The following is a 13,239-nucleotide window of genomic DNA, read 5'->3' on the forward strand; positions in this document are numbered from 1 at the left end:
CGTTACTATTGGTAGTTATTGAACAGACACGACAAGATTACCATATTTACGTGGTCCTCCGACCTTTTTGCTTGATGGGCCATACCTGGGAAGTCACTGCGCATCTTCCCGTGCATCCCTCGTCAGCAGGAAGGACTACTATCCTCTTCCATCCATTCAAACGGGGAAATGCCATGGCGGAGCCGTACAAACTATTCTATTGGGCCGAGATCCAGGGCCGCGGCGAATTCGTCCGGCTGGCGCTGGAGGAAGCGGGCGCCGACTACGTGGACGTGGCGCGGCGCGAGGGCGGCACCGACCTCTTGATGGCGGCGCTCGAGGTCGAGGAGTATCCGTCGTTCGCGCCGCCGTTCCTGAAGGCGGGCGAGCTGACCATCGGCCAGGTGGCCAACATCCTGCTCTACCTGGGCGAGCAGCACGGCCTGGCGCCGCGCACCGATCCGGGCCGGCTGTGGGTGCATCAGCTGCAGCTGACGATCGCCGACCTGGTGACCGAGGTGCACGACAGCCACCATCCGATCGCCAGTTCGCTGTACTACGAAGACCAGAAGCCGGAAGCGCTGCGCCGCGCCGCCGATTTCGTCGAGACGCGCATCCCGAAATTCCTCGGCTACTTCGCGCGCCTGTTGAGCAATCCCGAGCCGCGCCCCTACCTGACCGGCGAACGCCTGACCTATGCCGACCTGTCGCTGTTCCAGGTGATCGAGGGCCTGCGCTACGCCTACCCGAACACCATGAAGCAGATCGAGACCGAGTATCCGGTGCTGGGCCAGCTGCGCGACCGGGTGGCGGCGCGGCCCAACATCGCGGCCTACCTGGCGTCCGAGCGGCGCATCCCGTTCAACCAGAACGGGATCTTCCGCCACTATCCGGAGCTCGACCAGTAAGGCGTTCTCAATCCCAGGCCGGTGCGAAGTCCGGGTTGACCAGGCGCTCGCCGCGATCCAGCGCATCGAGCGCGGCCAGCTCGCCCGCGTCCAGCGCCAGGCGCGCGGCGGCCAGGTTGCCGGCCAGGTGCTCGCGCCGGGTCGATGACGGGATCACGGCGTAGCCCTTGGCCAGCAGCCAGGCCAGCGTCACCTGCGCCGGCGTGGCGTCGTGCTGCCGCGCGATGGCGCGGATCGCCTGGTCGTCGATCACCTTGCCGTAGGCGAGCGGCATGTAGGCGGTGACGTGGATGCCCGCGGCGCGCGCGGCGTCGGCCAGCGCGCGGTTCTGCAGATAGGGATGCAGCTCGACCTGGTTGGTGGCGATGTTGGCCGCGCCGACCGCGGCGATCGCTTCTCGCATCAGCGCCGGAGGAAAGTTCGAGATGCCGATCGCGCCCGTCAGGCCGGCGTCGCGCGCCGCCAGCAACGCCGCCATCGCTTCGGCCACCGGCACCGCATTGGCAGGCGAGGGCCAGTGGATCAGGGTCAGGTCGACCTGCTCGACGCCGAGCTTGTGCAGGCTGTCCTTCAGGCTCGGCGCCAGGCGTTCGGCGGCCAGGTGTTCGGTCCAGATCTTGGTGGTGACGAAGACCTCGCGGCGCGCCACCCTGGCATCGCGCAGCGCTTGTCCGACCTCGGCTTCGTTGCCGTAGATCTGGGCGGTGTCGATGTGGCGGTAGCCCAGTTCGAGGCCGGTGCGTACCGAGTCGATGGCGGCCTGGCCCTGCAGGCGGAAGGTGCCGAGGCCGAGTTGGGGCATGTGCATGATGTTCTCCTTGTTGAAACGTGAATGATTCAGTGAGCGGCGAGCGCGCCGCCAGTGGCCTTGGCCGGCACGCCGTCGCGCCGGTCGAGCCAGCCGGCGAGGGTGGTCAGCAGCAGGGCGCCGCCGACGATCAAGCCGCCGATCCAGGGCGTGGCCATCAGGCCCAGGTGGGCGACGATCAGGCCGCCACCCCAGGCGCCCAGCGCGATGCCGACGTTGAAGGCGGCGATGTTCAGGCTAGATGCCACGTCCACCGCCTGCGGCGCATCGCGCTCGGCGCGCTGCACCACGTACACCTGCAGGCCCGGCACGTTGCCGAAGGCGACCGCGCCCCAGGCCAGCACCGTCAGCAGCACCAGCGGTTTGCTCGGCGCGGTAAAGCTCAGCACCAGCAGCACCAGCGCCAGTAGCGCGAACACGATCTGCAGCGCGCGCACCGGACCATGGCGGTCGGCCAGCTTGCCGCCCCAGATGTTCCCGGCCGCGACCGAGACGCCGTAGACCAGCATCACCAGGCTTACCGACGATGCCGCGAAACCGGCCACTTCCTGCAGGATCGGCGCCAGGTAAGTAAAAGCGATGAACGAGCCGCCGTAGCCGAGCGTGGTCATGGCGTACACCAGCAGCAGGCGTGGCTTCTTCAGCACCGCGAGTTGCGTCGTCAGGTTTGACGGCTTGCTGCCCGCGATATCCTTCGGCACCAGCAGCGCGCTGCCGGCGATGGCGATCACGCCCAGCAGCGCTACCGCCAGGAAGGTCGCCTGCCAGCCGAAGTGCTGGCCGATGAAGGTCCCGAGCGGCACGCCGGTGACCAGGGCCACGGTCAGGCCGCTGAACATCAGGGCGATGGCGCTGGCGGCTTTCTCTTTCGGCACCAGGCCGGTGGCGATGGTGGAGCCGATCGAGAAGAACACGCCGTGGGCCAGGCCGGTGAGCACGCGCGCGGCCATCAGGCTGGCGTAGTTGGGCGCGATCCAGGCGACCAGGTTCCCGAGCGTGAACAGTGCCATCAGGCCAAGCAGCAGGCGCTTGCGCGGCACGCGGCCGGTGAGCGCGGTGAGCACCGGCGCGCCGATGGCGACGCCCAGCGCGTACAGGCTGACCAGCAGGCCGGCCGAAGGCACCGACACCTGCAGGCTGGCGGCGATGGTGGGGATCAGGCCGACGATCACGAATTCGGTGGTCCCGATGGCGAAGGCGCTCAGTGTGAGCGCCCAGAGTGCGAGTGGCATGTGTTCTCCTTGTTGAGCCGGATGAGGCCAAGCCGCTTCAGGCGGCTTGGGTCAGGCAGGCAGTGTGCCTGTGCGGCGGGCAAGGAAAAATAGCCGGCTGTACAATTTACTTTTGAGCTGGAGTCATCAATGATTGACGTCGATGCCTTGATTGTATTTTCCGCCGTCATGGATGCCGGTTCGTTTTCGGCGGCGGCCGAGCGCCTGGGACAGACGCCGTCGGGCGTCTCGCGCACCATTTCGCGGCTCGAGGAGCGCCTGCAGATGACGCTGATGCACCGCACCACGCGGCGCCTGCAGCTGACCGAAGAAGGCGCCTGGCTGCTGGGCCGGGCGCGCGTATTGCTGGCCGACCTGTCGCACCTCGACGCCGAGGCGGCGGCGCGCCGTTCGCAGCCTTCGGGCCTGGTGCGGGTGAATGCCGCCACGCCGGCACTCGGCCATCTGCTGGCGCCTTTGCTGCCGGAGTTCATGGAAGCGTATCCCTTGGTGCAGCTGGAACTGGTCAGCGGCGAGACCTACGTCGACCTGATCGAGGAGCGGGCCGACCTGGCGATCCGCATCGGCGCCTTGCCCGATTCGACGCTCAATGCGCGGCGTTTGGGCAGCAGCCGACTGCGGGTGCTGGCGGCGCCGGCTTATATATCCAAACATGGGACGCCACGGACGCCGGCCGATCTGTCGCAGCATCGCACGCTCGGCTTCACGGCGCCGGCGTCACTCAATACCTGGCCGCTGGCGCACGACGGTGTGGAAGGGTGGAGCGTGGCGCCGGCATTGCATGCGTCGAGCGGAGAGACGATCCGGCACCTGGCGCTGGCCGGGGCGGGGATCGCGTCGCTGTCGCATTTCATGACCCGCGCGGACGTGGCGGCGGGGACGCTGGTGCCGGTGCTGGAGGAATTCGCGTTGCCATGGTCGCAGCCGGTGTGGGCGGTGTTTTACAGGCAGGGCGCGCTGGCGCCGAGGGTGGCGGCGCTGGTGGAGTTTCTGGCGAAGAGGTTGGGGGAGGGGTTGGAGGCGTAGGAGAAGCGATGCGCTGGTGGCTGCGGTGCGAACTTGGGTCCCCGCCTTCGCGGGGACGACGTTGTTTTAGAGGGTGGCAGAACTGGCTGCCCGAATCGGACCACTTACCTAAAGACCGTCGTTCCCGCGAAGGCGGGAACCCAAGTTAGCACGCAGGCCCGCGGCTCACCCGCGAGCCCGCACCCTACGCCACGTCAGAACGAATAGTTCGCCCGCGCATAGATATACCGCCCCGAGCGCCCGAACGGCGCGTAGTTCGAGAACGGCGTATTCCCCGTGGTATTCAGCGCCGGCGGCAGCGTCTCCGGATACTGGTCGAACACGTTGTCGGCCCCCAGCGCCAGCGCCAGTTTCGGCGTCACCGCAAAGCGTCCTTCCAGGTCCACCACGGTCTTGGCGCCCAGCTCGAAGTCGAACGCCGCCGTGGTCCCCGGCGACAGCACTTCGCCATAGCGGGTGGCGCGCAGCGTCGCGCCCCACTGGCCCAGCTTCCAGTTGACGCTGGCGCTGACCTTGTTCTTCGGCTGGCCCTTCTCCAGCGACAGCACGTTCAGGCGGTCGAACAGCACCGGCGATGGGCTCAGGCTCGAGAGCTGCTCGGTCACCGGCACCCGGGTCACTTCGGTGTCGGTCACGTTGCCGGCCAGCGTGAAGTCGAAGCGTCCGCTGCCCGCCGTGTTGAGCGGCCAGTTGATCACCACGTCCACGCCCTTGGTGGTGGTGTCCACGCCATTGATGAAGAAGCGCCCGCCGCCCACGCCGATGAAGCCCTGGCGCGCGATGAAATCGCGCACGTTGGCCTGGGTGAGGTTCTCGGACAGGATGATGCGGTCGTCGATGTCGATCCGGTAGGCGTCCACCGTGACGCTGACGTCGCCGAAGCGCATCACCGCGCCGATCGAGGCGTTCACCGATTCCTCGGCGTCGAGCGGCTTGGCGCCCAGGGCCACGGCCACCGGGTCTTCCGGCTTGAAGGTGGTGATCTCGTACGGCACGCCGTTGATGAAGTTGGTCGAGGTCGAGGTGAAGTTCTGCTGCTGCGGCGACGGCGCGCGGAAGCCGTTCTGGATCGCGCCGCGCAGCGCGAAGGCGCGCGAGAAGTCGTAGCGCAGCGCGAGCTTGCCGGCCAGGCTGTTGCCGAAGTCCGAGTAGCGCTCGGCGCGCACCGCGGCCGACGCCAGCAGCTCGGGCGTCAGGTTCGCTTCCAGGTCGATGAAGGCGCCGACCGCGTTGCGGTGCGCATCGACTTCATTCGCAGGCCGGAAGCCCGGGAAGACCTGGGCGCCCGGCGCCGCCGGCGTCCCGTTCGGCAGCAGCACGCCGCCGAAGCTGTACGACTGCTCCTCGCCGGCGAACAGCTCGTAGCCTTCGCGCCGCGCTTCCACGCCCATCGCCAGGTTCAATGGCGACGACAGCGCCGCCATCGGGATCGACTTCACGCCGGTCAGGTTGAACACGGTCTGGTCGTACGAGTAGCCGCCGGCGTAGAACTCGGTCTTGCTGCTCGGCCCGAGCGAGCGATTCAGCGTGTTCTCGATGGTGTATTCCATCTTGTTCTTGCCGTAGCCGAGCGAGGCGTCCATGTCCCAGTCGCCGATCTGCCAGGTCACGCCGCCGGTCATCGAGAAGTCTTTCACGGTCGGCGCGATGATCGGCAGGAAGCCGTCCGGATAGATCGAGATGATGTTGCGCGCATCCTGCGCCGGGCGGAAGTAGCCGGCCGAACGGGCGTCGCGGTCCTGGTAGCTCGCCCAGCCATACACCTTGACGCCGCCGCCCAGGTTGTTGCCGGCGTTGGCGAAGAAGGTGGCCTGCTCCATCTCCGGCTCGCCATACCAGGCATTGAAGCGGTCGATGGTGTTTTCGCGCGGGTCGAACGCGCCGTTCACGCGCGGATACTGCTGGCGCACGTCGTAGCCGCCACGCTCGGTGCGGTGCTGGTCCCGGTATTCGGCGGCCAGCGTCACGAAGCCGCTCTCGCCCCAGGCCAGGCCTTTCCACAGGCTGACGGTGGCGGTCTGGCCGTCGGTGCGCTTGCGCGAATCCGGGCCGCTCCAGGTGCCGCCCGCCGGCGTCACGTCGTTCCACAGGTCGTACTCGGATTTGCGCGCGCCGTAGACCACGCTCGCTTCGCCGCCGTCGCGGTCGGTGCGCAGGCGCAGGTTGACCACGCCGGAGATGGCGTCCGAGCCGTATTGGGCGGCGGCGCCGTCGCGCAGCACCTCGACCGATTTGACGATCGCGGTCGGGATCGTGTTGAGGTCGACCGCGGCCGAGCCGCGGCCGATCGAGCCGTTGACGTTGACGAGCGACGAGGCGTGGCGGCGCTTGGAGTTGACCAGCACCAGCGTCTGGTCGGGCGCCATGCCGCGCAGGGTGGCGGGGCGGATGGTGTCGGTGCCGTCGGTCAGCGAAGGACGCGGGAAGTTCAGCGAGGGCAGGGCCACGGCCAGCGCCTGGTTCATCTCGGTGCTGCCGGCATTCCTGAGGGTCTCGGCCGAGATGATGTCGACCGGCGCGGTGGTGTCGAGCGCGGTGCGATTGGCCACCCGGGTGCCGGTGACCACCACGGTGGCGCCGTCAGCGGCGGCCGGCGTGGATTGTGCTGCGGCTTGCGTCGTTTCCTGTGCCTGGGCGACCCCCGCGCAAAGCGCGGCGATCGCCAGGGCTACTGCTGTTCTTTCCGTCCTGGCTCTCTGCATGGTGCTGATTCCTTTTATGTACGGCGACGTTCTTGGGAAGGGGAGGCGCTGGCCTCCAGGCCATACTGCTCAGCACTTGTCTGGGTGTCAATTCGTGGTAACTACGGAGGGCATCTTTACAACACTTGACACAATGTCAGGGCCACGTAAGGTGCGCTGGCATGCGGGCGGCATCAGGGTGCGATGTGCGCGGCCAGTTCGTCCGGCGTGCCATGCGGGAAGGCTTGTTTCAAATAGTCGAGAAACGCCGATACGCGCGCGTTCAACAGGCGGCGCGACGGGTACAGCGCCCACAGGGCGGTATCCGGCATGTCGAGATCGGCCCAGTGCACCAGCGTTCCGGCGGCCAGATCGTGGCTGACCAGCGAGGCGGGCAGCACGGCGGCGCCAACGCCCATGCGCACGGCGTCGCGCACCATGATCAAGGACGACAGGCGCAGCACCGGATCGACCGCGATGCGCGCCGCATCCGTCCCTTTCACTTTCCACTGCGCGGGTTGCTCGCGCCCGGCGCGCACCACGGCCGGCACGGCGCTGCCGTCATCCGGTCGCGCCAGCGTCGGGCCGGCCACCACCAGCAGCCGGTCGCGCAGGAAGATGCGCCCGACCAGGCTCTCGTCCGGATCGGGATTCACCCGGATCACCAGGTCGTAGCCTTCCTCGACCATGTCGACGGCCCGGTCTTCGGTGGTGACTTCGAGCCGCACCTCGGGGTAGCGCAGCGCGAAGCCGGCCGCCAGCTTGCCCATCGCGACCTGAGAGAACAGCAGCGGCGCGCTGATGCGCAGGCGTCCGCGCGGGCGGTCGGCCCCCGAAGCGATCATCGCCGTGGCCTCGTCCAGTTCGGCCAGCAGGGCGGCGCTGCGCTGGTGCAGGGCGCGGCCTTCCTCGGTCAGCTTGAGGGTGCGCGCGCCGCGCTCGAACAGGCGCAGGTCGAGGCCCGCTTCCAGGTCGGCCACCCGGCGCGACAGGGTCGCCTTGGGGCGGCCGCTGGCGCGCGCGGCGCGTCCGAAGCCGCCATGGCGGGCGACCAGATTGAAATCGACGAGGGCAAGCAAATCCATGTGTTCCACCTGTGAGACGTAGTGTCCAAATTTGCAGTCTATCGGATCACCGGTGGGATGGCTACCATGAACTCACCGTCAACCACACCTCAAGGAGAACACCATGACCATCCTCGTTACCGGCGCCACCGGCACTGTCGGCAGCCAGGTCGTCCAGCAACTCGTGCAGCGCGGCGCCGATGTGCGCGCCCTGGTGCGCGATCCCGCCAAGGCCCGGCAAGCGGGCTTGCCGGCCGGCGTCGAACTGGCCAAGGGCGACCTGCTCGACGTCGATTCGCTGCGCAGCGCCCTCAAGGGCGTGTCGACGCTGTTCCTGCTCAACGCCGTCACGCCCGATGAATTCACCCAGGCGCTGGCGGCGCTGAACCTGGCGCGCGAGGCCGGCATCGAACGCATCGTCTACCTGTCGGTGATCCATGCCGACCTGTACGTGAACGTGCCGCACTTCGCCGGCAAGTTCGGGGTCGAACGCATGATCGAGCGCATGGGCTTCAACGCCACCATCCTGCGTCCGGCCTACTTCATCGGCAACGACCTGACCGTGAAGGACGTGGTGCTCGGCCACGGGGTGTATCCGATGCCGGTCGGGTCGAAGGGACTGGCCATGGTCGATACGCGCGACATCGCCGAGATCGCGGCCATCGAATTGATCCGGCGCGAGCAATCGGCTGCGCCGCTGCCGCTCGAGCGCATCAACCTGGTCGGCCCGGACACGCTGAGCGGTCCTGACCTCGCCGCGATCTGGTCCGAGGCGTTGCAGCGCCCGGTGGCCTACGGCGGCGGCGACGTCGAAGGCTTCGAGCGCAACCTGCGCAACTTCATGCCGGGCTGGATGGCATACGACATGCGCCTGATGGCCGAGCGCTTCCTGAGCGACGGCATGCGGCCCGAGGCGGGCGACGTCGAACGTCTGACCAGGATGCTGGGACGCCCGCTGCACTCGTATCGCGAGTTCGCCGCCGGCGTCGCCGCCTCGGCCTGAATCATCGACTCATCACAAGGAGCGTCATCATGATTTATTCGACTGCCACCGTCCCGGTCAATCCGGAAGGCGAAGTGCCGCTGACCCGCGCCCAGGCCTGGACCGGCCTGGTGCTCAAGGCGCGCGATGCGCGGCTGTTCCTGCCGCCCAAGCTGTGCACCCGCTGCGACGTGGTGCACGAGGGCGAGGACCATATCGTGCGCGAAGCTACCATCGGCGGCCAGGACCTGCGCGAGATCATCGGCTTCGAGCATGAGCACAAGGTATCGTTCTTCCAGGCGTCCGGCCCGCGCGAAGGCGTGATCGTCAACGAGCTGTTCGAGGACGAGAGCGGGGCGCTGCAGCTGCGCTTCTACTGCTACCTGGGCCTGCGCGGCAAGCAGCCGGGCGGCCCCGAAGAACAGGCCGAGCAGGCGATGATGGACAGCGACCAGGGCTACCGCGCCGCGCTGCTGTCTACCCTCAGGCGCACGCGTGAACTGCTGGCACAAGGGCGGCTGACGCCGTGAACAGCGGGGGGGGGCAGGCGTCGCGGACATGCGTACTGCATGCACGCGGCGCCCGTGATTTTGCGTGCACATTCGGCCACATGCGAATGCTAGAGTCGCATTTTCATTGACCGGAGCAGGCATGCGTTTCCTCGTCGCGACCTTCTTCCTGTGCTGCGCACTGCCGACAGTGGCCGGCCAGGCGCAGTACAAATACCAGCTCAAGTCCGACTGGCCGCTCGGCAGCACGCGGATGCAGGATTCCGGCGCCCGGTCGAACATCCCATTCGACAAGCCGTATGGCGAACTGAGTGCCGAGCAGCAGGCCAGGCTCAAGGCACCCTACGAGGCCATGGGCGAGGGCGACGAGCCGCCGTATCCGCTGGAGGGCATCAAGGGTGTCTGGACCCAGCTGATGAAGGCAAGCGACTACCTGCGCGAATACGGCGAGCTGCGCATCGTGGTCGACGTCGATGCAGCAGGCAAGGCGACCGCCGCACACGTGTACAGCACGCCGGGCAAGAACACGTCCGACTATATGACGGCGGTGCTGCTGCGCGAGCGCTACAAGCCGGCGCTGTGCGCAGGCACGCCATGTGCGCAGCAATACCTGTTCACGGCGCAGTGGTCAAGAAAATGACGGTCAGCCGGATGGCGACAGCGTGCTAGCTGAAGTCGGCCTTGCGCCGCTGCAAATGCGAGACATGCTTGTCGCTGTGCCGGCGGCGATCGACCCGCACCGGCGTGGCGTCGACGCGGCGCAGCGATGCGAACGGGCGCGAGAGCACGCTGTCAGCCAGGTCCGGCGGCAGGCCGGCCAGGCTGGCGTAGCGGCGCGCGCGGTCGAGGCCGAATGCATCTCGGGTCAGGATCGCGATCCCGATCAGTTCGGCGGTGTGGGTATCCAGGCGGCGGCTCATAACCAACAGTCTAGGCATGGCGGCCACCGGCTGCAGTTAAATGCCTAACCTAAAGGCAAGAAACTATTCTTGTGTACACTGCGATTTCTTCGCATTGTTTGATTTTTCTCAAGGCTGAGTATGGTGACGCTGTCCTTATTTCCCGGTTTTCGGTCGGTGCGCGTCGACGTAGACGCCGGGATCGGCATCCATGCCCTCGTCGGCGGATCGGGCCCGCCGCTGCTGCTGCTGCACGGCCATCCGCAGACCCTGGCCATCTGGCACCGGGTCGCGCCGCGGCTGGCCGAACGCTTCACGGTGGTGGCGTGCGATCTGCGCGGTTATGGCGATTCGTCCAAGCCCACAGGCGACGCCGACCATGCCAACTACAGCAAGCGCACCATGGCGGCCGACGTGCTGGCGGTGATGCGCTCGTTCGGCTTCGAGACCTTTCGCGTGCTGGCGCATGACCGCGGCGCGCGTGTCGCGCACCGGCTGGCGCTCGACCATCCGCAGGCGGTCGAACGCCTGGCGCTGCTCGATATCGCGCCGACGCTGGCGATGTACGAGCAGACTTCGGAAGCGTTCGCGCGCGCCTACTGGCACTGGTTCTTCCTGATCCAGCCGGCGCCCATGCCGGAGCGGCTGATCGAGGCCGACCCGGCGGCCTACGTGCGCGACGTGATGGGCAAGCGCAGCGCCGGGCTGGCGCCGTTCGATCCGCGCGCGCTGGCCGAATATCAGCGCTGCCTGGCCTTGCCGGGGGCGGCGCACGGGCTGTGCGAGGATTATCGGGCGGCGGCGACGGTCGACCTGGAGCATGACCGGGCTGACCGCGAGGCGGGGCGCAAGCTGTCGATGCCGTTATTGGTGCTGTGGGGAGAGCAGGGAGTGATCGGGCGCTGCTTCGATCCGCTGGCCGAGTGGCGACGCGTGGCTGACGACGTAACAGGGCAGGGGCTGCCGTGCGGGCACTACATCGCCGAGGAGGCTCCGGATACGCTGCTGCAGCACGTGCTGCCGTTTTTCATGGCGAGCTAGCGGGAGGCTTTAACGGATTACGCCGCCGCACCCGCAAACTCGATCGTCGCCATCAGCCCGCGTCCGCCCTCGCCATTGGACAAGGCAATCGTGCCGCCATTCCTCGCCGCGCCACGCTCCGCAATCGCCAGGCCCAAACCGCTACCCAGCTGCTCCTGCCCCGGCACGCGATAAAACCGCTCGAACACCTTCGCGCGCAGCTCCGGCGCAATCCCCGGCCCCTGGTCGCACACCGACAGCCGCTGCCCGCCAGGGACCGATGTCAGGCGCACGGTAATCGTTCCATCCTGCGGCGAATACTTGATCGCATTGCTGATCAGGTTATCGACCGCCGCCGCCATGCTTTCCAGGTGCAGCGGCAGCACCCCGTCGCCGTCGGCGTGGAACTCGATCTCGATATTGCGCTGCACCGCCAGGTGCGCCGCCGCCGCCACCCGGTCGCGCACGAATTCGGCGACGCCGGTCGGCGGACAATCCTGGTCGACCTGCGGCTCGGCGCGCGTGCGCTCCAGCGCCAGCAGCTGATGCACGGTATGGGTGGCGCGCGCCACGCCGGCGCGCAGGCCGGCCGCCGGTTCGGCGCAGCGCTCGGCGGCTTCGCCCCCGCAGCGGGTCAGCAGCACGTGGGCGTTGATCTGGATCGCCGCCAGCGGCGTCTTGAGTTCGTGCGCGGCGTCGGTCAGGAATTCGTGTTCGTGCTCGATGCGCCGGCTCAGGCGCTGCATCAGGCCGTTGATCGCGTCGACCAGGGGAGACAGCTCGCGGTAGGTCGAATCGGGCAGCGGCGTTAGATCGGCGTCCGAGCGCTGCGCGATGGCGCCGGCGATCGAGCGCAGCGGACGCAGGCCGATGCCGACGATCAGCCAGGCCGGGATCAGCAGCAGCGGCAGGCTGGAGATGGTGGACGACAGCAGGAAGCTCACGCCCCACACGGTCAGCATCCATTCGTCGTCGACTTCGTGCTGGCGCTCGACCACCAGGCCCTTGGCGTCGTCGCGCGCGACCGCGCGCACCCAGGCGTAGGCGTCGGACGTGGCGCGCTCGGGCAGCATGTCGGGCAGCTCCGGCATTGAGTTGTAGACCAGCCGTCCGTCGTGCCAGACCCGCACCCGCACGTGCGAGTGGTAATCGAGTTCGCGGAACATCTGCCGGCGGTTGTTTTCGATGGTTTGCAGCACCGGCACCATGCGCTGCGGCCGGTCGGCCAGGTCGCTCAGGTGGGCCAGCATGTTGAGCGCATGCGCCTTGTTCTCGCTGTTGGTGCGCATGCGCTGGGTGGCCTTGGCTTCGTAGAAGGCCCACACGATGCCCGCCAGCGCGAACGCCAGCAGCACGCCGCTGAAACTGAACATCAGGCGCCGGAACAGCGACGGCTGCCTGAGTGCCCTACCTGTTCTAAGCATTGCGCTGCACCATGTAGCCGACCCCGCGCACGGTACGGATCACGCCTTCGCCGATCTTCTTGCGCAGGTTGAAGATGTGAACGTCCAGGGTCTGGCTCTGGCCACTATGTCCATCCGCGCAGGGCAGGGCGCGCCGCTCCAGCTCGACCCGCGTCAGCACCCGGTTGGCCTGCTTCATGAGCGTGAGCAGCAGCGCGAATTCGGTCTTCGACAGCGTCACCGCCTGGCCGGCGCGCGTGACCAGCATGCGGTTCTCGTCGAGCACCACGTCGCCCGCCTGCCACAGGTTTTCCTCGATCGCGCCGTGGCTGCGGCGCACCATGGCGCGCAGGCGCACCAGCAGTTCGGGGATCTCGAACGGCTTGATCAGGTAGTCGTCGGCGCCCAGGTCGAAACCTTTCAGACGGTCTTGCAGACTGTCGCGCGCGCTGATGATCAATACCGGCAACCGCACGCCGTCAAGACGCAGGGCGCGCAGCAGCTCGTTGCCGTCGCCGTCGGGCAGGTTCAGGTCCAGCACCACGGCGTCGAATGGTTCCTGGCGCACGCGCGCCAGCACGTCGGCGGCCAGGCGCAGCCAGACCGCGGTGTGGCCTTCGTCCTGGAACACGGACAGCAAAGCCTGGCCGATCGCGAGGTCGTCCTCGATCATCAATATCTTCATGCACCCATTTTACTAGCGCGTTGTGGCGCGGGCGCGACGCGCT

At 67.6% G+C, this 13,239-nt stretch carries 13 protein-coding genes; 6 read left to right on the forward strand and 7 right to left on the reverse strand.

The features are described from left to right. Positions 1 to 173: 173 nt before the first annotated feature. Entirely contained in the window at positions 174 to 887 is a 714-nt protein-coding gene (locus QPK27_RS15210; protein WP_290419102.1) for a glutathione S-transferase, read from the forward strand. A gap of 7 nt (positions 888 to 894) precedes the next feature. On the opposite strand, the gene dkgB is transcribed toward QPK27_RS15210, so the two are convergent. Next, positions 895 to 1,695, reverse strand: coding sequence for a 2,5-didehydrogluconate reductase DkgB (gene dkgB / locus QPK27_RS15215; RefSeq protein ID WP_290419103.1), 801 nt, complete (start codon positions 1,693 to 1,695; stop codon positions 895 to 897). Positions 1,696 to 1,724: 29 nt separating this feature from the next. Beyond that, entirely contained in the window at positions 1,725 to 2,927 is a 1,203-nt protein-coding gene (locus QPK27_RS15220) for an MFS transporter (protein ID WP_290419104.1), read from the reverse strand. 129 nt (positions 2,928 to 3,056) lie between these two features. Here QPK27_RS15220 and QPK27_RS15225 point away from each other — a divergent pair, with 129 nt between their 5' ends. Next, the gene (locus QPK27_RS15225) at positions 3,057 to 3,953 is read left to right on the forward strand and encodes a LysR family transcriptional regulator (protein WP_290419105.1); all 897 of its coding nucleotides are present in this window, start codon (positions 3,057 to 3,059) and stop codon (positions 3,951 to 3,953) included. A gap of 194 nt (positions 3,954 to 4,147) precedes the next feature. Here QPK27_RS15225 and QPK27_RS15230 read toward each other — a convergent pair whose 3' ends face one another. After that, entirely contained in the window at positions 4,148 to 6,655 is a 2,508-nt protein-coding gene (locus QPK27_RS15230; protein ID WP_290419106.1) for a TonB-dependent siderophore receptor, read from the reverse strand. A gap of 173 nt (positions 6,656 to 6,828) precedes the next feature. Continuing rightward, positions 6,829 to 7,719: a LysR family transcriptional regulator gene (locus QPK27_RS15235; protein ID WP_290419107.1), complete on the reverse strand. Its 891-nt coding sequence runs from the start codon at positions 7,717 to 7,719 to the stop codon at positions 6,829 to 6,831. Positions 7,720 to 7,822: 103 nt separating this feature from the next. On the opposite strand from QPK27_RS15235, the gene QPK27_RS15240 reads away from it, so the two are divergent. The 3 genes from QPK27_RS15240 to QPK27_RS15250 all read left to right on the forward strand — a co-directional run bounded on the left by QPK27_RS15240 (position 7,823) and on the right by QPK27_RS15250 (position 9,829). Continuing rightward, complete coding sequence (locus tag QPK27_RS15240) at positions 7,823 to 8,701, forward strand: SDR family oxidoreductase (protein WP_290419108.1); 879 nt, start codon at positions 7,823 to 7,825, stop codon at positions 8,699 to 8,701. A 29-nt stretch (positions 8,702 to 8,730) separates the two neighbouring features. After that, a complete protein-coding gene (locus tag QPK27_RS15245) occupies positions 8,731 to 9,210 on the forward strand; it encodes an AtaL-like protein (RefSeq protein ID WP_290419109.1) in 480 nt (159 codons plus the stop codon). A 121-nt stretch (positions 9,211 to 9,331) separates the two neighbouring features. Continuing rightward, positions 9,332 to 9,829, forward strand: coding sequence for a hypothetical protein (locus QPK27_RS15250; protein WP_290419110.1), 498 nt, complete (start codon positions 9,332 to 9,334; stop codon positions 9,827 to 9,829). 25 nt (positions 9,830 to 9,854) lie between these two features. On the opposite strand, the gene QPK27_RS15255 is transcribed toward QPK27_RS15250, so the two are convergent. Next, positions 9,855 to 10,109, reverse strand: a complete 255-nt coding sequence (locus tag QPK27_RS15255; RefSeq protein WP_290419111.1) for a hypothetical protein — start codon at positions 10,107 to 10,109, stop codon at positions 9,855 to 9,857. A gap of 120 nt (positions 10,110 to 10,229) precedes the next feature. Between QPK27_RS15255 and QPK27_RS15260 the strand changes: the two genes are divergently transcribed. Continuing rightward, complete coding sequence (locus QPK27_RS15260) at positions 10,230 to 11,129, forward strand: alpha/beta fold hydrolase (protein WP_290419112.1); 900 nt, start codon at positions 10,230 to 10,232, stop codon at positions 11,127 to 11,129. Between the two features lie 17 nt (positions 11,130 to 11,146). On the opposite strand, the gene QPK27_RS15265 is transcribed toward QPK27_RS15260, so the two are convergent. Further along, positions 11,147 to 12,481: an ATP-binding protein gene (locus QPK27_RS15265; RefSeq protein WP_290419113.1), complete on the reverse strand. Its 1,335-nt coding sequence runs from the start codon at positions 12,479 to 12,481 to the stop codon at positions 11,147 to 11,149. A 43-nt stretch (positions 12,482 to 12,524) separates the two neighbouring features. Continuing rightward, positions 12,525 to 13,196, reverse strand: a complete 672-nt coding sequence (locus tag QPK27_RS15270; RefSeq protein WP_290419114.1) for a response regulator transcription factor — start codon at positions 13,194 to 13,196, stop codon at positions 12,525 to 12,527. Between the last annotated feature and the right edge of the window lie 43 nt (positions 13,197 to 13,239).

This window comes from Massilia sp. YIM B02443 (assembly GCF_030411955.1).
In the GTDB taxonomy this organism is placed as follows: Bacteria; Pseudomonadota; Gammaproteobacteria; order Burkholderiales; family Burkholderiaceae_D; genus Telluria.